The organism is Paraburkholderia franconis (assembly GCF_009362735.1).
GTDB lineage: Bacteria > Pseudomonadota > Gammaproteobacteria > Burkholderiales > Burkholderiaceae > Paraburkholderia > Paraburkholderia franconis.
In genome coordinates this window covers 33,087-52,062 of the sequence record NZ_WHNP01000013.1, presented here as the reverse complement: position 1 = coordinate 52,062, position 18,976 = coordinate 33,087, and the positions used below count along the sequence as shown (strand labels likewise).

The window sequence follows — 18,976 nt, the reverse complement described above, 5'->3', positions numbered from 1 at the left end:
CCAACACCCTTTGACACATCGGCAAGACAGACTTCAGGAGACACACATGGCCAAGATGAGAGCCGTCGACGCAGCAGTGCTCGTGCTCGAAAAAGAAGGCATCGACACGGCTTTCGGCGTTCCGGGCGCCGCTATCAATCCGTTGTACTCGGCCATGCGCAAGGCGGGCAACATCAGTCACGTGCTGGCGCGCCACGTCGAAGGCGCATCGCACATGGCGGAAGGCTATACGCGCGCCGCGCCGGGCAATATCGGCGTGTGCATCGGCACGTCGGGCCCCGCAGGCACCGACATGATCACGGGCCTCTATTCCGCTTCCGCCGATTCGATCCCCATCCTCGCGATCACGGGCCAGGCGCCGCGCGCGCGTCTGTACAAGGAAGACTTCCAGGCCGTCGATATCGAATCGATCGCGAAGCCCGTCACGAAGTGGGCCGTCACCGTGCGCGAGCCGGCGCTCGTGCCGCGCGTGTTCCAGCAAGCCTTTCACCTGATGCGCTCGGGCCGTCCGGGCCCCGTGCTGGTCGATCTGCCCATCGACGTGCAGCTCGCCGAAATCGAGTTCGACATCGACACGTACGAGCCGCTGCCCGTCTACAAGCCGGCAGCGACGCGCAAGCAGATCGAAGCGGCGCTCACGATGCTCAACGACTCCGCCAAGCCGCTGATCGTCTCGGGCGGCGGCGTGCTGAACGCAGCTGCTGAAGACCTGCTCGTGCAGTTCGCGGAAACGCTCGGCGTGCCCGTGATCCCGACGCTGATGTCGTGGGGCGCGATTCCCGACGATCATCCGCTGATGGCGGGCATGGTCGGCCTGCAAACGTCGCATCGCTACGGCAACGCAACGATGCTCGCGTCCGACTTCGTGCTCGGCATCGGCAACCGCTGGGCGAACCGTCACACGGGCAGCGTCGAGGTCTATACGAAGGGTCGCAAGTTCGTGCACGTCGACATCGAACCGACGCAGATCGGCCGCGTGTTCGGCCCGGATCTCGGCATCGTGTCCGATGCGAAGGCCGCGCTCGAACTGTTCGTCGAAGTCGCGAAGGAATGGAAGGCCGCCGGCAAGCTGCAAGACCGCGGCGCATGGGTCGAGGAATGCCAGGCGCGCAAGCGCACGCTGCAACGCAAGACGCACTTCGACAACGTGCCGATCAAGCCGCAACGCGTGTACGAAGAGATGAACCAGGTGTTCGGCCGCGACACCTGCTACGTGAGCACGATCGGCCTGTCGCAGATTGCCGCGGCGCAGTTCCTGCACGTGTTCAAGGCGCGCAACTGGATCAACTGCGGCCAGGCGGGCCCGCTCGGCTGGACGATTCCGGCTGCGCTCGGCGTGCGTGCCGCCGATCCGCAACGCCCCATCGTCGCGCTGTCGGGCGACTACGACTTCCAGTTCATGATCGAAGAGCTGGCCGTGGGCGCGCAGTTCAAGCTGCCGTATGTGCATGTCGTCGTGAACAACTCGTATCTGGGCCTGATCCGCCAGGCGCAGCGCGCGTTCGACATGGACTACTGCGTGCAGCTCGCGTTCGACAACATCAACGCGCCTGAAATCGAAGGCTATGGCGTCGATCACGTCGCCGTGGCGGAAGGTCTCGGCTGCAAGGCGATCCGCGTGTTCAAGCCGGAAGACATCAAGCCCGCGCTTCAAAAAGCGCAGTCGATGCTCTCCGAGTTCAACGTGCCCGTGATCGTCGAAGTGATCCTCGAGCGCGTGACGAACATCTCGATGGGCACCGAGATCGACGCGATCAACGAGTTCGAAGATCTCGCCCTGACGCGCGCCGATGCACCAAGCGCCGTCAGCCTGCTCGACTGATCGCCGTATCCGCTTCACCTGGATGGATGCGCTTCGAACGAAGCGCGTCCGTCCGCACCACGTTGTTCAATTTGACCGACCAGAGAGAAAAGCAACATGCCGAATTTTGCCGCCAATCTCACGATGCTGTTCAACGAAGTGCCGTTCCTCGACCGCTTTGCCGCGGCTGCGGATGCGGGCTTCGACGCTGTCGAATTTCTGTTCCCCTACCCTTATCAGATCAACGAACTGTCGGAGCGTCTCGAGCAGAACAAGCTGAAGCTCGTGCTGCACAACCTGCCCGCGGGCAACTGGGAAGCGGGCGAGCGTGGCATCGCTTCGCTGCCGGACCGCGTCGGCGAGTTCCAGGAAGGCGTGGGCCGCGCGATCGAATACGCGAAAGCGCTGAAGGTGCCGCAACTGAACTGCCTCGTCGGCATTCCGAAGGGCATCGATGCCGACAAGGCGCGCGCGACGATCGTCGACAACCTGCGCTTTGCAGCTGCCGAGCTCAAGAAGGAAGGCATCAGGCTGCTCGTCGAGCCGTGCAACTCGTACGACATTCCGGGCTTCGCGCTGAACCGTTCCGCGCAAACGCTCGACGTGATCGACGCCGTCGGCTCCGACAACCTGTTCCTGCAATACGACATCTATCACATGCAACGGATGGAAGGCGAACTCGCCGCGACGATCAAGAAGCACTTCGCGCGCATCGCGCACATCCAGCTCGCCGACAACCCGGGCCGCAACGAGCCGGGCACGGGCGAAATCAACTATCGGTTCCTGTTCGATCTGCTCGATTCGCTCGGCTATCAGGGCTACATCGGCTGCGAGTACAAGCCGCGCACGACGACCACGGAAGGCCTCGGGTGGCTGGAAAGCGTCGCGGGCGTGAAGCGCGCGCATGCGTCTGCCTGAGATCGCGGCCTGACCACGTCGGCACACGAGCACATTTTTCGAACCTCATTTCTGGAGACTTATTCAATGGCAAAGATCGGATTCATCGGCCTCGGCATCATGGGCTCGCACATGGCGCGCAACCTCATCAAAGGCGGCCATTCGCTGTTCGTCAACGGCGCGTACCCGGTGCCGGAAGATCTCGCCAAAACGACCACGGTCGTCGCCGATTCGACGGCTGTCGCGCAGGCTGCCGACATCGTCGTGGTCATGGTGCCCGACACGCCCGACGTCGCGAACGTGCTGTTCGCCGATGACGGCGTCGCGAAGGGTCTGACGAAGGGCAAGCTGGTGATCGACATGAGCTCGATCTCGCCGCTCGACACGCAGGCATTCGCGAAGAAGATCAACGAACTGGGTTGCGACTATCTGGATGCGCCCGTATCCGGTGGCGAAATCGGCGCGCGCGATGCGACGCTGACGATCATGGTCGGCGGACCGGAAAAGGCCTTCGATCTCGCCAAGCCGCTGTTCGATCTGATGGGCAAGAACGTCTCGCTGATCGGCGACAACGGCGCGGGCCAGACCTGCAAGGTTGCGAACCAGATCATCGTCGCGCTGAACATCGAAGCCGTCGCGGAAGCGCTGCTGTTTGCCGCGCGTTCGGGCGCCGATCCGGAGCGCGTGCGCAAGGCACTGATGGGCGGCTTCGCGTCGTCGCGCATCCTCGAAGTGCACGGCGAGCGCATGACGAAGCGCACGTTCAATCCGGGCTTCCGCATCGAGTTGCATCAGAAGGACCTGAACCTCGCGCTCGACGGCGCGCGCAAGCTGGGCATCGCGTTGCCGCATACGGCAAGCGCGCAGCAACTCTTCAGCGTCTGCGCGGCGAACGGCGGCAAGGCATGGGATCACTCGGCGATGGTCCGTGCACTCGAAATCATGGCGAACTTCGAAGTCGCGCAGGCGCCCGCTGCCGATCAGAAAGCGGCCTGAGTTTCAGGGCCTCCTTTACCGGGTAGAAGCAGGCAACGCAAGCTGCCGTGTCGATGTTCACGGCAGCGCACTGGTGGGGCGCCCGGTCCGGCGCGCGGCACGCATCGGATCGGGCAAATCAAGCCGCTCTGGGCTGAGGGCGGCAAGTGGGGTCCGCAGCGGCACCCGGCGATGCCGGGGAAGCCTTGGTCGGTCAGACGTCATCGTCGGGTGTCCTGCTGTCGGATTGTCGAGCCGGTTATCGAGCCGGTTGTTGTTGTCGGATTGGCTGCCGCACCAGATGCGGGTCAATGGCTGATGCTGTGTCAGAACGCTGCCAGCTTCGCGATATGCGCATCGGACAAAGTCTTCGCGACCGTCGACATTCTGTCGTTCTGCCGCGCACCCGTTTTGAAATCCCGCAGCGCCGCGATCAGATAGCCGTCGTTCCGCCAGGCGAGGCCTTCATTTCGCGTACGAAATCCGATAGATCGCGCCCGCGTAGTCGTCAGATACGAGCAGCGAACCATCCGGCAACTGCTGCACGTCGACGGGACGCCCCATGTACTCGCCGTTCGGCGTGAGCCAGCCTTGCGCAAACACCTCCGTCTCGCCGACGCTGCCGTCATCCTTGACAGGCGTGAACATGATGCGCGCGCCGACCGGTTTCGTGCGATTCCATGAGCCGTGCTCGGCGTCGAAAATGCCGCCCTGGTACTTCGTCGGGAACATCTTGCCCGTATAGAACGTCATGCCGAGGTCAGCCGCATGCGCCGCGTATTCGACGACGGGGAACACGACGCCTGCGGGCGGCGTGTCCTTCTTGTACTCTTCCGTGCGCACCTTGCCGCCGCCGTACCATGGAAAGCCGAAGTTCTCGCCTGCCTTCGTCGCGTGGTTGAGTTCGCCGGGCGGGATGTCGTCGCCCATGCCGTCCACCTGGTTGTCGGTGAACCAGAGCGTCTTGTCTTTAGGGTTGAAATCCAGGCCCACCGAATTGCGCACGCCGTGCGCATAGACCTCGCGGTTCTTGCCGTTCTGGTCCATGCGAATGATGCCTGCCAGACCGTTCCTGTCGAGTTCGGCGAGCTTGTCCTTGGGCGGCACGTTCCAGGGCTGGCCCAGCGCGATATACAGCTTCTTGTCCGGCCCGACGCGGCAGTAGCGCGCGCCGTGGTTGAAGCTTTCGAACTGCGTCGGAATCAGCTTGCCTAGCGGCACGACGACGGCGGCCGCGACGTCGGGCCCGCGTTCGCCGAAGAACTGCGCGGCGGGAAACGCCAGCACGCGGTTCTGCTCGACGATGTACAACACGCCGTCTGCCGAGAAGCACACGCCGTTGGGCACCTTGAAGTTCACGGAACTGGCGAACTGCACGACATCGTCGGCGACGCGCCGCTTCGTGCGGTCAGTCACCTGCCACACATGATCCTTGTACGTACCGACGAAGACGACGCCCGTCGACGGCTCGATCGCCATCGCGCGCGCCTCGGGTACGACGGCATATAGCTCGATCTTGAAGCCGGGCGGCAGCTTGATCGCCTTCAGGTTCTCGCGCAGCGCTTCGGCGCGCGAGCCTGTCTGCGGCACGACTTCGGCCGGCTTGGTATTGCCCGTCGCCTTGAAGTTCGACAACGCCTGGACGTTGTCTTGAGCCGCCTGCGCAGCGGGCAGGACCGCGAGCGCCGCGCTGACAGCGAGCGGCAAAAGCCTCGGAATAGCGTTCATTCTGATGTCTCCACTAATCGTGATGCCGTTTGTTGGAATTGCAACTACTGGAAAGACATGAACGTTTCGGGCGCTTCAGGTGATGAAGGTGTGCGTGCGTCAATCGTCTGGCTATTGACCGTTATAGACGATGTTGCAGCAAACGTAGGGATGAATGGCGGCCTGCATCGACGTGACCAGGGCCATCGCCGATGCAGGTTACGTATCTTGCGGGAACATGAAGGGAAAGCGCGCGCGACGGCGCTGACGTCGCGGCGGATGCAACGGACGAACGTGACAAGGCTTACGTAAAGCGATATGCGATATGACCAGCGGCCTTCGCGCGAGACGGCTCAGTAAGTATCGAACACTCGTTGTAATGCAGCCGGCGTCGCGTGTCCCGCCGACAGCGCGAGCATCAGCAGCACGCGCGCCTTGTATGGATTGAGCGCGCCCGCCGTCACGAAGCCGAGCGCATCGTCGGACGCGGCGCCGTTGCGCATCACATGCCCCGAGCCGACGCGCGACGAGCGCACGATCGCCACGCCCTTTGCCGTGGCCTCGGCGAGTGCGGTCTGCACGGTCGCATGGATCGAGCCGTTGCCCGTGCCCGCCACGACGATGCCCTTCACGCCCGCGGCCACGAGCGCATCGACGGCGATGCGCGACGCGCCCGCATAGCTCGCCACGACTTCGACGACGGGCCATTGCGCGCCGATCGAGCCGATCGCGAACGGCGTCGCCGTGGTATGCGGCCGCACGACGGCACGCTGAAACTCGACGCGTCCGTCCTGCACCCAGCCGAGCGCGCCGATTTCCAGCGAGTGAAACGCATCGACGGCATAGGTGCTCGTCTTCACAACATCGCGCGCACTATGGATGCGGTTGTTGAACGCAACGAGCACGCCCTGCCCTTTGGCATGCGCGCTGCCCGCGACCGTCACCGCGTTGAGCAGATTCAGCGGACCATCGGCCGACAATGCCGACGACGGCCGCATCGCCGCCGTCAGCACGACGGGCTTGTCGGTCTTCACAGTGAGGTGCAGCAGATACGCGGTTTCTTCGAGCGTGTCGGTGCCGTGCGTGATGACGACGCCGTCGATCTCGTCGGATGCCAGCAGTTCGTCGACGCGCTGCGCGAGCTTCGTCCACAGCGCGAGCGCCATGTCCTTGCTGTCGACGCTCGCGACCTGCTCGGCCTGCACGTTCGCAACCGTCGCCAGCGACGGCACGGCCGCAAGCAGTTGCCCGACGCCGACGACGCCCGCCTGATAGCCCGACGTATTGGTGGCATCGGGCGCCGCGCCCGCGATCGTGCCGCCCGTGGCGAGCACGGCGATACGCGGCAGCGCGGACGATGTAGAGGTAGTCGTGGAAGTATTCATGGCGGCGATTGTAAGCGATGCGCTCGCCGCCGCCATCGATGAAAACGCGAGCCTTCGCGCGAGGCTCGCGACGCCTGCGATGCTTATGCCGCTTCGCGCAACTGGCTCGCGATGTCCGCTTCGTGCAGTTGCGGCGCGAACATCTCGATCAGCCGGTACGCGTAGCCGCGCAGAAACGCGCCCTTGCGCAAGCCGACACGCGTCGTGCTCGCTTCGAACAGATGCTGCGTGTCGAGCGCCACCAGTTCGGTATCGCGCTTCGGATCGAACGCCATCGCCGCGACGATGCCGATGCCCATGCCGAGCTCGACATAGGTCTTGATCACGTCGGCGTCGATGGCCGTCAGCACGACGTCGGGCAGCGCGCCCGTCTTCGCGAACGCCTGGTCGATGTGCGAGCGGCCCGTGAAGTCCTGGTCGTACGTGACGATGGGATACTCCGCGATCTCTTCGAGCGTCAGGTTCTCGCTGCCCACGAGCGGGTGATCCTTCGGCACGACCACGACGTGATGCCACGAATAGCACGGGAACGTCAGGATGTCGGGATAACGGTCGAGCGCTTCCGTCGAAATGCCGATGTCCGCTTCGCCGTTGATGATCATCTGCGCGATCTGCTGCGGACTGCCCTGGCGCAGCGCGAGATGCACCTTCGGATAGACCTCGGTGAACTGGCGCACCACTTTCGGCAGCGCGTAGCGGGCCTGCGTGTGCGTCGTCGCAACGACGAGATGGCCGTTGTCCTGATCCGCGTATTGACGCGCGACGCGGCGCAGGTTCTCCGCATCGAGCAGCATCCGCTCGATCAGCTGATGCACGGCCTTGCCGGGCTCCGTCAGGCCCGTCAGGCGTTTGCCGCGCCGGATGAAGATGTCGACGCCCAGTTCGTCTTCGAGGTCCTTGATCTGCTTCGACACGCCCGACTGCGACGTGTACAGCACGTTCGCCACTTCCGTCAGGTTCATGTTCTGCCGCACGGCTTCGCGCACGAAACGCAATTGCTGGAAATTCATGTTGAAGTCTCCGGTTCGGCCAGAGTCAATGTGTTGTTAGCTGCATCATGGGAAACAAACGCGCCAATCACTGCGCGGGAAACACGCGCAGCGCGCGCGGCACGGCCGTCGCGCCATCGCCGACGGCCAGATGCAGGCCGCGCCATGCCTCGCGATCGAGTTCCGCTTCGAGCACACGGCCTTCGCGCGCTTCGAGCTCGACGCGAACCGAGCCGCCCAGCGTCACCACGCGCCGCACGCCGACGACGATACCTTCGCGATGCCCCGCCGACTGCGGATACAGCACGAGATCGTGCGGACGCACATATGCGAACGCCGGGCCCTGAAAATGCGCGTCGATCGCGATCGGCTGCGCCGCGCCGTCGACGACGAAACCCTTGCCGTCGACGCTGCCATGCAGCCGGTTCGCCGCGCCGAGAAACTCGTAGACGAACGACGTCTGCGGATGATCGTACACGTCCTGCGGGCTGCCAACCTGCTCGACGTGCCCGTGATTCAGCACGACGATGCGGTCCGCGACTTCGAGCGCTTCTTCCTGGTCATGCGTGACGAAGATCGTCGAGATATGCAGATCGTCGTGCAGGCGCCGCAGCCAGCTGCGCAGTTCCTTGCGCACCTTTGCATCGAGCGCGCCGAACGGTTCGTCGAGCAACAGCACTTTGGGCTCGACGGCCAGCGCGCGCGCCAGTGCGATCCGCTGCCGCTGTCCGCCCGACAGCTCCGACGGATAGCGTTGCGCGAGCCAGTCGAGCTGCACAAGCTTCAGCAGCTCGTGCACCTTCTCGCGAATCGTGGCTTCCGAAGGACGCTCCTTGCGTGGCTTCACGCGCAGGCCGAATGCGACGTTCTCGAACACCGTCATATGACGGAACAGCGCGTAGTGCTGGAACACGAAGCCGACGTTGCGCTCGCGCGCGCCCACTTCCGCGACGTCCTGGCCTTGCAGCAGGACCTCGCCCGCGTCCGCGTATTCGAGGCCCGCGATCACGCGCAGCAGCGTGGTCTTGCCGCAGCCCGAGGGTCCCAGCAAGGCGACGAGTTCGCCCGGCGGAAAATCGAGCGAGACGTTGTCGAGTGCGGTGAAGTCGCCAAAGCGTTTTTGCAGATTGCGTACGGTAATGCCCATCTTCGACCACTCTCCTTACTGAACCGAATGTGCCGCCCGTGCGTGCGGCGCCGCGCTGGAGGACCCAACGGGACCGGCGCGCGCGGGCACGTCGCGCGCGCTCGACAATTCCGCCGACAGATGACGCTCGGCGAGCAGCTTGAGTCCGAGCGTCACGAGCGCGAGCAATGCAAGCAGCGACGCCACGGCGAACGCCGCCGAAAAGTTGTATTCGTTGTAGAGAATCTCGACGTGCAGCGGCATCGTGTCCGTCTGCCCGCGAATGTGGCCCGACACCACCGACACCGCGCCGAACTCGCCCATCGCCCGCGCGTTGCACAGGATCACGCCATACAGCAGGCCCCACTTGACGTTCGGCAGCGTGACGCGCCGGAACATCTGCCAGCCCGACGCGCCGAGCACATGCGCCGCCTCTTCTTCGTCGTTGCCTTGCGCCTGCATCAACGGAATCAGCTCGCGCGCGACGAACGGGAACGTCACGAAGATCGTCGCGAGCACGATGCCCGGCACCGCGAAGATGATCTGCACGTCGTGATTCGCGAGCCACGGGCCGAACCAGCCTTGCGCACCGAACATCAGCACGTAGATCAAACCGGAGATCACGGGCGACACCGAGAACGGCAAATCGATCAGCGTGGTCAGCAGCGCCTTGCCGCGAAACTCGAACTTCGCGATGCACCACGACGCCGCGAGACCAAACGCGAGATTGAGCGGCACGGCGATCGCGGCCGTCAGCAGCGTGAGCTTGATCGCGGACACGGCATCGGGATCGGCGAGCGATTCGAAGTAGTACGCGACGCCTTTGGCGAGCGCCTGGTAGAACACGGCGACGAGCGGCAGCACGAGAAAGAGCGCGAGAAACAGCAGCGCGATGCCCGTCAGTATCCATCGCACGGCGCGCGGCTCCGTCACGGGATCGGGACGGCGCGCGGCACTCGCGTTGCCCACGGCCGTGCGCGCAATCATCGCGGAATTCCGGCTCATTGCGCACCTCCCGTCAGCGCGGCGCCATGCGTCGCGGCGCCCGGCGCAGAAGGCGCCGTGCGCGCGCGGCTGGTGCGTCGCTGTAGATACCACTGCAACGTGTTGATCAGCAGCAGCATCACGAACGACACCACCAGCATCACGACGGCGAGCGCCGTCGCGCCTGCGTAGTCGTATTGCTCGAGCTTCGTGATGATCAGCAGCGACGTGATCTCCGATTTCATCGGCACGTTGCCCGCGATGAAGATCACCGAGCCGTATTCGCCGAGCGCGCGCGCGAACGCCAGCGCGAAGCCCGTCAACAGCGCGGGAAGCACGGCGGGCAACACGACGCGCCCGAACGTCAGCCAGCGCGATGCGCCCAGGCACGCGGCCGCCTCTTCCTGCTCGCGCTCGAACTCTTCGAGCACGGGCTGCACGGTGCGCACGACGAACGGCAAGCCGATGAACGTCAAGGCGACGAGCACGCCGGCGGGCGTGAACGCGATCTTGATGCCGAGCGGTTCGAGAAACTGGCCGATCCAGCCGTTGCCTGAATAGATCGCCGCGAGCGAAATGCCGGCAACGGAGGTCGGCAGCGCGAACGGCAGATCGACGATGGCATCGACGATCCGCTTCAGCGGAAACCGGTAGCGCACCAGCACCCACGCGACGAGAAAGCCGAACAGCGCATTGATCAGCGCGCCGCCGAGCGCCGCGAAGAACGTCAGCCTGTACGACGCGAGCACGCGCGGCGAAGTGACGGCGCGTACGAACTGGCTCCAGTCGAGCGTCGCCGTCTTGAGGAAAGTGGCCGCCAGCGGAATCAGCACCACGAGGCTCAGATACGCCACCGTGATACCAAGCGTCACGCCAAAGCCGGGAATCGCGCTCGGCTTGCGCAAGTTAAACGTCGTCATGCTCAATGCCCTTCAGGGTGATGCGTCGCGATGAGCGGATAGCCCATGCCTCGCCCGCATATGTGCTACTCGTCTGTCGCCGAAAGCGGCCGACAGCGCGCCTCGCGGACGCGCCCCGTTCCGACGTCACAGCTTCGCTACGTCATTGCGGCTGGTAAATCGAATCGAACACGCCGCCATCGGCAAAGTGCGTCTTCTGCGCATTCACCCAGCCGCCGAACGAGTCGTCGACCGTGTACAGCTTCAGCTTCGGAAACTTCGCGGTCAGCGCGGCGGGCACCTTGTTCGAACGCGGACGATAAAAATTCTTCGCGGCGATCTCCTGGCCTTCGTCGCTATACAGGAAGTTCAGATACGCTTCCGCGAGCTTACGCGTGCCGTGCTTGTCGACCACCTTGTCGACCACGGCCACGGGCGGCTCGGCCAGAATGCTCGCCGACGGCACCACGATCTCGAACTTGTCCGCGCCGAATTCCTTGATCGACAGGAACGCCTCGTTTTCCCAGGCGATCAGCACATCGCCGATGCCGCGCTGCACGAAGCTCGTCGTCGCGCCGCGCGCGCCGGAGTCGAGCACGCCCGCGTTCCTGTACAGCTTCGTGACGAACTCTTTCGCCTTCTGGTCGTTGCCGCCCGGCTGATGCGCCGCATACGCCCACGCGGCCAGATAATTCCAGCGCGCGCCGCCCGAGGTCTTCGGATTCGGCGTCACGATCGACACGCCCGGCTTCACGAGATCGTCCCAATCCTTGATGTGCTTCGGGTTGCCCTTGCGCACGAGGAACACGATCGTCGACGTGTACGGCGACGCGTTGTCGGGCAGGCGCTTCTGCCAGTTCTTGTCGACGATGCCCTTCGTGGCGAGCGCGTCGATGTCGTAGGCAAGCGCCAGCGTGACGACATCCGCCTGCAGGCCGTCGAGCACCGAGCGCGCCTGCGAGCCCGAGCCGCCGTGCGACTGCTTGAACGTCACCGACTCGCCCGTCTTCGCCTTCCATTCCTTGCCGAACGCCTGGTTGACGTCCTGATACAACTCGCGGGTCGGGTCGTAGGAGACATTCAGCAGCGTCGTGTCGGCCTGCGCGTGCGAGATCATGCCGACAGCCGACGCCACACCCAGCGCAAGCGCCGCAATGAACCGCTTCGCGCCGCTGTCTTTCGCCACGCGCGGCGCCGTGCGCAGCGCCTTTACCGTCACCGCATCTGCGAACCCCGTATTCCGATTGCCCATCGACCTTCTCCGTCTTGTTGGTTTGATTTCGCTCGTCCGGCGTTTCCGCTGCCTGCCGAAATTCGCTGCTTCGCAAGCTGGAAGCGGCTTTGGCGCGGCTTCTGCGCTGCTTTTGCGTCAGTGGAGGCCAGTCTATCGAAGGGCTTTCATCATTAAAAATAATGTTTCTTCATTTTTTAATATGCAAACGTGGTAAAGAACCGCTTGCCGTTCGCCGCGACGCCAAGTGGGCTGTCACAACGCCGGTTTTCGATGCTTGCACGTCACCCGCCGCGACGAACTTAAAGTAAAGCTTGAAATGCGCCGAATACTGTATAAAAATACAGTCACCTGTCTATCCATACAGTGGCGCCATGACCAAACTCACCGCACGACAGCAGCAGGTTTTCGATCTGATCCGCCGCGCCATCGAGCGCACGGGCTTCCCGCCCACTCGCGCCGAAATCGCGGCGGAACTCGGCTTCAGCTCGGCCAACTCGGCGGAAGAGCATCTGAGGGCATTGGCGCGCAAAGGCGTGATCGAACTGGCGGCAGGCGCGTCGCGCGGCATTCGGCTCATCACGGGTTCGGACGACTCGCCGCACCAGTTCACGCTGCCGCACGCGAGCATCATGCAGCTGTCGCTGCCACTGATCGGCCGTGTCGCGGCGGGCAGCCCGATCCTCGCGCAAGAACATATCTCGCAGACCTACACCTGCGACCCGGCGCTCTTCTCAAGCAAGCCCGACTACCTGCTGAAAGTGCGCGGCCTGTCGATGCGCGACGCCGGCATCTTCGACGGCGACCTGCTCGCGGTGCAAAAAAAGAGCGAAGCGAAAGACGGCCAGATCATCGTCGCGCGTCTGGGCGACGATGTGACCGTGAAGCGCCTCAAGCGCCGTCCGAACGGCATCGAGCTGATCGCCGAGAACCCCGATTACGAAAATATTTTTGTTCAGGCCGGCAGTGCGGAGTTCGCGCTGGAAGGCATCGCGGTCGGGCTGATCCGGCCGACGGAATTCTAATTATCTGAACACTGTCTGGAGAGACTCATGGACCGTCTTGCCCGCTTGATGCCTTTTCGCCAGTTCGGCCGTCTGCGCCATCTGCGCAGCCTCGTCCCTTGCGAGCCGCTCGTCGCGCTGGCGTCGAATGCCGCATCCAGCATCAAGGGCCGCACGGCATCGCTGTTCGATGAAGAACCTCAGCCGCTGCCGTCTGCGCAACCGGCGTTCGCACGCGTGTCGCTGAACTCCGCGCTCAATGCGGAGCCCGCACGGCGCGCGCCGGTGCGGGTCTATCACGGTCCGTCGCGCACGATCATGGTCGGCACGATGGAAGCCGTGTGCCGGATGATCGATCACGCGATTGCCGAGGAAGACGATCGTCTGGCGAGGCAAGCGGCTTGATGCGCGCAAGTGACGTTGCCGTAGTCGCTCGCTCATGCGTGAACATCGCGAACTTCGTCGAAACGTCATTCGCCATGCAAGCGCTGCGCGTGCAACATAAAAGCCGCAGAACATGTTCGGGCGTTCAACTTTGCGGGATCGTTTTGACGTCGATCGGGTCCACATCAAATCGACACTGAAAACGGAGAGTCCCGCGCAATGGCAGGTCTGGTACGCACGAAAGGCCGGGTAAGCCGGCCGCTGCTGATCACGCTGATCGTGATCGTCATCGTCGCCGCGTTGGGCTTCGCGTACACGTCGCCGTATATCTCGCTCGACCGGCTCAAACGCGCCGCCGATGCGCGCGATGTCGAAACGGTCAATGAGTACGTCGATTATCCGGCGCTGCGTGAAAGCCTGAAACTGCAGGTAACGGGACTGCTGACGCGCCGGCTCGACGTGCAGCACAACGGCAATCCGCTTGCCGCAATCGGCGCGATGATCGGTGTAGCGTTGATTGGTCCGCTCGTCGATGCGTATGCGACACCCGATGGCGTCGCGGCGTTGCTCAACGGCATGCCGCCGCGCGGCGAACCGGGCGAGCGCCCGCCACCACCGCCTGCTGCGCCGCCCGACAATTCCGCGCAGCCTCCCGCGCCGGGCGCAAGCTCATCCAATAGCACGAACAACAACACGTCCAACGGCACGCCCCCGCCTCAGCCGCCGGAAACCAGCGCGGGCTATCGCGGCATCAACGAGTTCGTCGTCATGTATCAGCATGGTGTCGGTGATACGCGCTATTCCGCGATCTTCCGTCGCCAGGGACTCTTCAGCTGGAAGCTGTCAGCCGTCGATCTGAACGGCTGACGCGCATCCGTTCAATCGAGCCGAACCGCTAGCGGCGCTTCAGGCTGCCGCTTGCGCCTCTTCGGCAGGCGACGAACACGCGACGAGAATGCTGCACGACACGCGATCGAGCAGCGGCGTGTTGCCGGCGCCCATCCACCAGCGCGACAACCCCGTGCGGCAGCGATGCCCGACGACGACGAGATCGACATGCAACTCGTTGGCGAGCGACGCGATTTCATCGATAGGATGACCAAACGCGAAATGCCCCGTCGCCCGCACGCCGCGCTGTGTGAGCCAGTCGACGCCTTCCTGCAATATCTCGCGCGCCGTCTTCTCGAAGCTGCCGCATGCGACATCTGTCAGCAGGCCTGCGCTTTGCGCAATGCTCGAGCGCATGTCGACAACCGACAGCAGATGCGTTTCCGCCTGCAGATCGAGCGCCAGATCCGCGCCGCAACGCAGCGCCTTGCGGCCTTCGCGCGAGCCGTCGTAACACAGCAGAATCTTCTTGTAGCTCGCCATTTCGCTTTCCCCTTCCACGACCATCGCGGTTTCTCTTGCATCATGGTGCGCCGCAATTCGACATGCAAGGGATGGAAAACGCTAAGTGCGTGGCAGCGCGCAGTCGGGCATGACGCACCGCAAGATCGCGCATGAGCCGCCAGCGATGCGCACGCGCGCGCCAAACGCTGCGAGCCCGATGTCCTAAAATAGGCAGCCGACTTGCGCTTTGCACCACATCGTGCAGCGGCCGCGCACATTCATGGAGCATCCGTCTTCGTATGTCTGAAGCTGCAATCGAGTTCCACCGCGTCGAGAAGCGCTATGGCGGCAAAACCGTCGTCGACGGCTTGTCGTTTCACGTGCGCGCCGGCGAATGTTTCGGACTGCTGGGTCCCAATGGCGCGGGCAAGACGACGACGTTGCGCATGCTGCTTGGCATCGCCGCGCCTGACGCCGGCGCGATCCGGCTGTGCGGCGAACCGATTCCAGGCCGCTCGCGTTTCGCGCGCGCACGCGTCGGCGTCGTGCCGCAATTCGACAATCTCGATCCCGACTTCACAGTCCGCGAAAACCTGCTCGTCTTCGGCCGCTACTTCGGTCTGTCCGCCGCGAAGTGTCGCGAGATGGTGCCGACGCTGCTCGAATTCGCGCGGCTGGAGAGCAAGGCTGACGCGCGCGTCAGCGAACTGTCGGGCGGCATGAAGCGGCGTCTCACGCTCGCTCGCGCGCTGATCAACGATCCCGATGTGCTCATCATGGACGAGCCGACCACAGGCCTCGATCCGCAAGCGCGTCATCTGATCTGGGAGCGGCTGCGCTCGCTGCTCGGACGCGGCAAGACGATTCTGCTCACTACGCACTTCATGGAGGAAGCGGAGCGTCTGTGTCACCGGCTATGCGTGATCGAAGAAGGACGCAAGATCGCGGAAGGCGCGCCGAATGAACTGATTGCTTCCGAAATAGGCTGCGACGTGATCGAGGTGTACGGCCCCGATCCTGTCGCGCTGCGCGACGAACTGGCGCCGTTCTCCGTGCGCACGGAAATCAGCGGCGAGACGCTCTTCTGCTATGTCGACGATCCGCAGCCGGTTCATGCGCGGCTGAAGCAGCGCGCGGGGCTGCGTTATCTGCACCGGCCGGCGAATCTCGAAGACGTGTTTTTGCGGCTCACCGGCCGCGAGATGCAGGATTGACGCTCACGCTACGATCGCAACGTAACGCATAAGCAAGCGACACCACGACAATGGACGCACGCACGTACGACACCCCCGAACATACCGAGCCGATGCGCGAGCGCTTCGCCGCGCTGCCGGCGAACGCCGTCAACTGGATTGCCGTGTGGCGGCGCAACTATCTGGTGTGGCGCAAGCTCGCGCTCGCGTCGATGTTCGGCAACCTCGCCGATCCGATGATCTATCTGTTCGGGCTCGGCTTCGGGCTCGGGTTGATGGTCGGGCATGTCGACGGCGTGTCGTACATCGCGTTTCTTGCGGCGGGCACGGTCCCGTCGAGCGTGATGATGTCAGCGAGCTTCGAATCGATGTATTCGGGCTTTTCGCGGATGCACGTCCAGCGCACGTGGGAGGCGATCATGCACACGCCGCTCACGCTCGGCGACATCGTGCTCGGCGAGGTTGCCTGGGCGGGCAGCAAAGCCGTGCTGTCCGGCGTCGCAATCATGCTGGTGGCGGGCGCGCTCGGCTACGCAAGCTTCCCGTCGATGCTGCTCGCGCTGCCCGTCATCGTGCTCGCGGGTCTCGCGTTCGCCAGCACCGCGATGATCGTGACGGCGCTCGCTCCGTCGTACGATTTCTTCATGTTTTATCAGACGCTGGTGTTGACGCCGATGCTGCTGCTGTCGGGCGTGTTCTTCCCGCTCTCGCAGTTGCCGCCCGCCGCGCAGTTCGCGGCGCAACTGCTGCCGCTCGCGCACGCGGTGGACCTGATCCGCCCCGCGATGCTTGCGCGTCCGCTCGACGATGCCGCACTGCATGTGGCCGTGCTGGCCGCGTATGTGGTGGTGCCGTTCTGCGTGTCGGCGGTGCTGTTCCGCCGACGGATGATGCGCTGAGGGCGCAGCGCGCAGGCTATTCACCCGTGCGCCGCGCCCTCGGGCAGATCGAATCACATTACTCTTCGTCGTCCGACCACGGCACGTCGACGTCGGAGATGAATTCGACGGTCGCGAACGGGCCGCCTTCCTGACGCCCGATCTTGCCGTCCGCGCGATGCCACTCGACGCGAAACATCGTGCCCGGATCGTCGGAGCGCAAGCGGATCGTGCGCAATTCTTCGGGGTCGGCTTCTTCGACGGGGCCATCGAGCGAGACCAGCAACGCCTGCGGCCACAGGCCGTCGACGGGATCGTAAATGCGGTCGCCGTCGGGAATCGACGTGTGCGCCTCGACGCCGATCGTCGCGGACGCGTCGATGATCATTTTGCCCAGTGCGCGCAGCACTGCCGTCGCGCGCGCCGAGTTGGCCTGACGGATGGCGAGATCCCCGCGCGTCAGCGCCTGCTCGAGTTTCGGATTGGTCTTTTGTTGGGCCATGCGTTGTCCTGGATTGGCTGATTGGCGGTTGTTCACCGCTATGCTGGTGCGCTGCCGCGCTGCAATGCCACGCGATTTACCACACGAATTGCCACGCGAACGACACGCGGCTATCGCGCCGTTGCCGCGCATTTGCGCGCATTTGCGCGTTAGCCAGCTTCAAGGGGCGCCATCGTACCACTCGACGCGCCCCCTACGCGCCTTACCGTGCAGCAAACCGTGCGCCAGTTCCCTGTTTCCCAGTTTAGGTCGAGATTCGGCACAACGACGCCGGGTTTGATATCAAGCGATTCGTCAGAATCGCAACGCCACGGCCAGCAGCCCGCCGACGATGCCGAAGCCGACCACCGAAACGGCCACGATCGTCAGCACACGAGGACGGAACGAACGCGCGAGCATCGCCAGCGACGGCACGCTGATGGGCGGCAGCGTCATCAGCAGCGCGCCGGCGGGGCCGACGCCCATGCCGAGCGACAGCATCGCCTGGATGATGGGCACTTCGCCCGCCGTCGGGATCACGAACAGCATGCCGGCGACGGCCAGCGCGACGATCCACACGAAGTCGTTGCCGATCTCCGGGCCGACATGCGGGAACAGCCACGCACGCGCCGCACCGAGCAGCAGGACGAGCACGATATATTCCGGCACGAGGCGCACGGCCATCCGCACGAAGATCGACACCCAGCGGACGAACGGGCTGCCCGAGCGCTGCTCGTCGACGAGCTCGATGAGGCGCGCATCGGCCGCTTGCGCTTCGCCGGGGCTGACGAACCTGTTCACCAGATAGCCGAGCCCGAACACCATCGCGGCGCCGAGCACCACGCGCAGCCCGGCCCACTGCCAGCCGAGCACGAAGCCCATGAAGACGAGCGTCGCCGGGTTCAACACCGAATTGCCGAGCCAGAACGCGATCGCGCCGCCGGGCGATGCCTGCCGCTCGCGCAATCCGGCGACGACGGGCGCCGCGCAGCACGTGCACATCATGCCTGGCAACGAGAGCAAGCCGCCTGCCGCGACGCTGCCGAATCCCGTCTTGCCGAGCAATCGCGCGACCCAGTGCGCGGGCAACAGCGCCTGCACCGCCGAGCCGAGCAGCAGGCCGAGCACCATCGCCTGCCAGATCGCCTTGCCGTAGGCGAGCGCGTAGCCGAGCGCTGCGCTCCACGACGGCGCGGGCGGGCTCGCCGCGCTGCCCATCAGGATCGACGCGCCGATCGAATGCGTCGAAGCCGCGGTGAACGCGCGGTTGTAATACGGAAACCATTTGACGTAGAAAAGCCCGGCAATGGCGAGCAGCACGAAAATCGGCCATGTCGAGGCGGCGATCGGAGTGGTGGAGCGCGAGGTGTTCATCGTCGTGGTCGGTTCGCTTGGATTTCGCTTGGGTGTGTTGCCGGAATCGCGCCGGTGCCCGTCCGTTCGGCGCATGCAGGGTCAGCATCGTGCATTGTATGCCGCGCGTGGCCCATGCACAGAAATGGGTGCGCGGCACCGCGCACGTCACGCGGAGCGGGCAAGCGGCTGTGGAAGGGAGATCGGATGCGGCGGCCGTTGTGACGGCCGGTATCGCGAAGGCGCGTGAAAACGCTTGTAAATATGTAAGCGCGCTATCGTACGCGAGTTTGCACGGCGATGTGCCGCCGCGCGTGTCTTGCCGGGAAGCCTTGTCCTCGAGTGTTGCTTTCTGGT

Annotated in this window: 18 protein-coding genes; 8 read left to right on the top strand and 10 right to left on the bottom strand. The window is 64.2% G+C overall.

Annotation, left to right across the window (positions count from 1 at the left end):
* Window positions 1-46: 46 nt before the first annotated feature.
* The 3 genes from gcl (at window position 47) to GCT13_RS16125 (ending at window position 3,694) form a co-directional block, all read left to right on the top strand.
* Window positions 47-1,822 carry a glyoxylate carboligase gene (gcl, locus tag GCT13_RS16135; RefSeq protein ID WP_152759755.1) on the top strand — a complete coding sequence of 592 codons (1,776 nt, stop codon included), beginning with the start codon at window positions 47-49 and terminating at the stop codon, window positions 1,820-1,822.
* A gap of 96 nt (window positions 1,823-1,918) precedes the next feature.
* The gene (gene hyi / locus GCT13_RS16130) at window positions 1,919-2,719 is read left to right on the top strand and encodes a hydroxypyruvate isomerase (protein WP_152759753.1); all 801 of its coding nucleotides are present in this window, start codon (window positions 1,919-1,921) and stop codon (window positions 2,717-2,719) included.
* 66 nt (window positions 2,720-2,785) lie between these two features.
* Window positions 2,786-3,694 carry a 2-hydroxy-3-oxopropionate reductase gene (locus GCT13_RS16125; protein ID WP_152759751.1) on the top strand — a complete coding sequence of 303 codons (909 nt, stop codon included), beginning with the start codon at window positions 2,786-2,788 and terminating at the stop codon, window positions 3,692-3,694.
* 444 nt (window positions 3,695-4,138) lie between these two features.
* Here GCT13_RS16125 and GCT13_RS16115 read toward each other — a convergent pair whose 3' ends face one another.
* The 7 genes from GCT13_RS16115 to GCT13_RS16085 all read right to left on the bottom strand — a co-directional run bounded on the left by GCT13_RS16115 (window position 4,139) and on the right by GCT13_RS16085 (window position 12,015).
* The gene (locus GCT13_RS16115) at window positions 4,139-5,401 is read right to left on the bottom strand and encodes a PQQ-dependent sugar dehydrogenase (protein ID WP_152759749.1); all 1,263 of its coding nucleotides are present in this window, start codon (window positions 5,399-5,401) and stop codon (window positions 4,139-4,141) included.
* 332 nt (window positions 5,402-5,733) lie between these two features.
* Entirely contained in the window at window positions 5,734-6,801 is a 1,068-nt protein-coding gene (locus GCT13_RS16110) for an asparaginase (protein ID WP_152759747.1), read from the bottom strand.
* 47 nt (window positions 6,802-6,848) lie between these two features.
* Window positions 6,849-7,775, bottom strand: coding sequence for a CysB family HTH-type transcriptional regulator (locus GCT13_RS16105; protein WP_152759745.1), 927 nt, complete (start codon window positions 7,773-7,775; stop codon window positions 6,849-6,851).
* A 67-nt stretch (window positions 7,776-7,842) separates the two neighbouring features.
* A complete protein-coding gene (locus GCT13_RS16100; protein ID WP_152759743.1) occupies window positions 7,843-8,901 on the bottom strand; it encodes a sulfate/molybdate ABC transporter ATP-binding protein in 1,059 nt (352 codons plus the stop codon).
* Between the two features lie 15 nt (window positions 8,902-8,916).
* Window positions 8,917-9,885: a sulfate ABC transporter permease subunit CysW gene (cysW, locus tag GCT13_RS16095; RefSeq protein ID WP_152759741.1), complete on the bottom strand. Its 969-nt coding sequence runs from the start codon at window positions 9,883-9,885 to the stop codon at window positions 8,917-8,919.
* Window positions 9,882-10,784: a sulfate ABC transporter permease subunit CysT gene (gene cysT / locus GCT13_RS16090; RefSeq protein ID WP_152759739.1), complete on the bottom strand. Its 903-nt coding sequence runs from the start codon at window positions 10,782-10,784 to the stop codon at window positions 9,882-9,884. Before cysT ends, cysW begins: the two co-directional genes overlap by 4 nt.
* A gap of 142 nt (window positions 10,785-10,926) precedes the next feature.
* A complete protein-coding gene (locus tag GCT13_RS16085) occupies window positions 10,927-12,015 on the bottom strand; it encodes a sulfate ABC transporter substrate-binding protein (protein WP_227746869.1) in 1,089 nt (362 codons plus the stop codon).
* A 353-nt stretch (window positions 12,016-12,368) separates the two neighbouring features.
* On the opposite strand from GCT13_RS16085, the gene lexA reads away from it, so the two are divergent.
* The 3 genes from lexA to GCT13_RS16070 all read left to right on the top strand — a co-directional run bounded on the left by lexA (window position 12,369) and on the right by GCT13_RS16070 (window position 14,249).
* A complete protein-coding gene (lexA, locus tag GCT13_RS16080) occupies window positions 12,369-13,019 on the top strand; it encodes a transcriptional repressor LexA (RefSeq protein ID WP_090862039.1) in 651 nt (216 codons plus the stop codon).
* A gap of 27 nt (window positions 13,020-13,046) precedes the next feature.
* Window positions 13,047-13,403, top strand: coding sequence for a hypothetical protein (locus GCT13_RS16075; RefSeq protein WP_152759737.1), 357 nt, complete (start codon window positions 13,047-13,049; stop codon window positions 13,401-13,403).
* Between the two features lie 198 nt (window positions 13,404-13,601).
* Window positions 13,602-14,249: a DUF2939 domain-containing protein gene (locus GCT13_RS16070; protein ID WP_152759735.1), complete on the top strand. Its 648-nt coding sequence runs from the start codon at window positions 13,602-13,604 to the stop codon at window positions 14,247-14,249.
* Window positions 14,250-14,288: 39 nt separating this feature from the next.
* Here the strand turns inward: GCT13_RS16070 and GCT13_RS16065 are convergent, their stop codons facing one another.
* A complete protein-coding gene (locus tag GCT13_RS16065; protein WP_152759947.1) occupies window positions 14,289-14,753 on the bottom strand; it encodes a universal stress protein in 465 nt (154 codons plus the stop codon).
* 260 nt (window positions 14,754-15,013) lie between these two features.
* On the opposite strand from GCT13_RS16065, the gene nodI reads away from it, so the two are divergent.
* Both nodI and GCT13_RS16055 read left to right on the top strand, forming a co-directional pair.
* Entirely contained in the window at window positions 15,014-15,928 is a 915-nt protein-coding gene (gene nodI / locus GCT13_RS16060; protein WP_152759733.1) for a nodulation factor ABC transporter ATP-binding protein NodI, read from the top strand.
* Between the two features lie 50 nt (window positions 15,929-15,978).
* The gene (locus GCT13_RS16055) at window positions 15,979-16,806 is read left to right on the top strand and encodes an ABC transporter permease (RefSeq protein WP_152759730.1); all 828 of its coding nucleotides are present in this window, start codon (window positions 15,979-15,981) and stop codon (window positions 16,804-16,806) included.
* A 58-nt stretch (window positions 16,807-16,864) separates the two neighbouring features.
* Here the strand turns inward: GCT13_RS16055 and GCT13_RS16050 are convergent, their stop codons facing one another.
* Window positions 16,865-17,287: a hypothetical protein gene (locus GCT13_RS16050; protein WP_152759728.1), complete on the bottom strand. Its 423-nt coding sequence runs from the start codon at window positions 17,285-17,287 to the stop codon at window positions 16,865-16,867.
* Between the two features lie 294 nt (window positions 17,288-17,581).
* The gene (locus GCT13_RS16045; protein ID WP_152759726.1) at window positions 17,582-18,640 is read right to left on the bottom strand and encodes a permease; all 1,059 of its coding nucleotides are present in this window, start codon (window positions 18,638-18,640) and stop codon (window positions 17,582-17,584) included.
* Window positions 18,641-18,976: the final 336 nt, after the last annotated feature.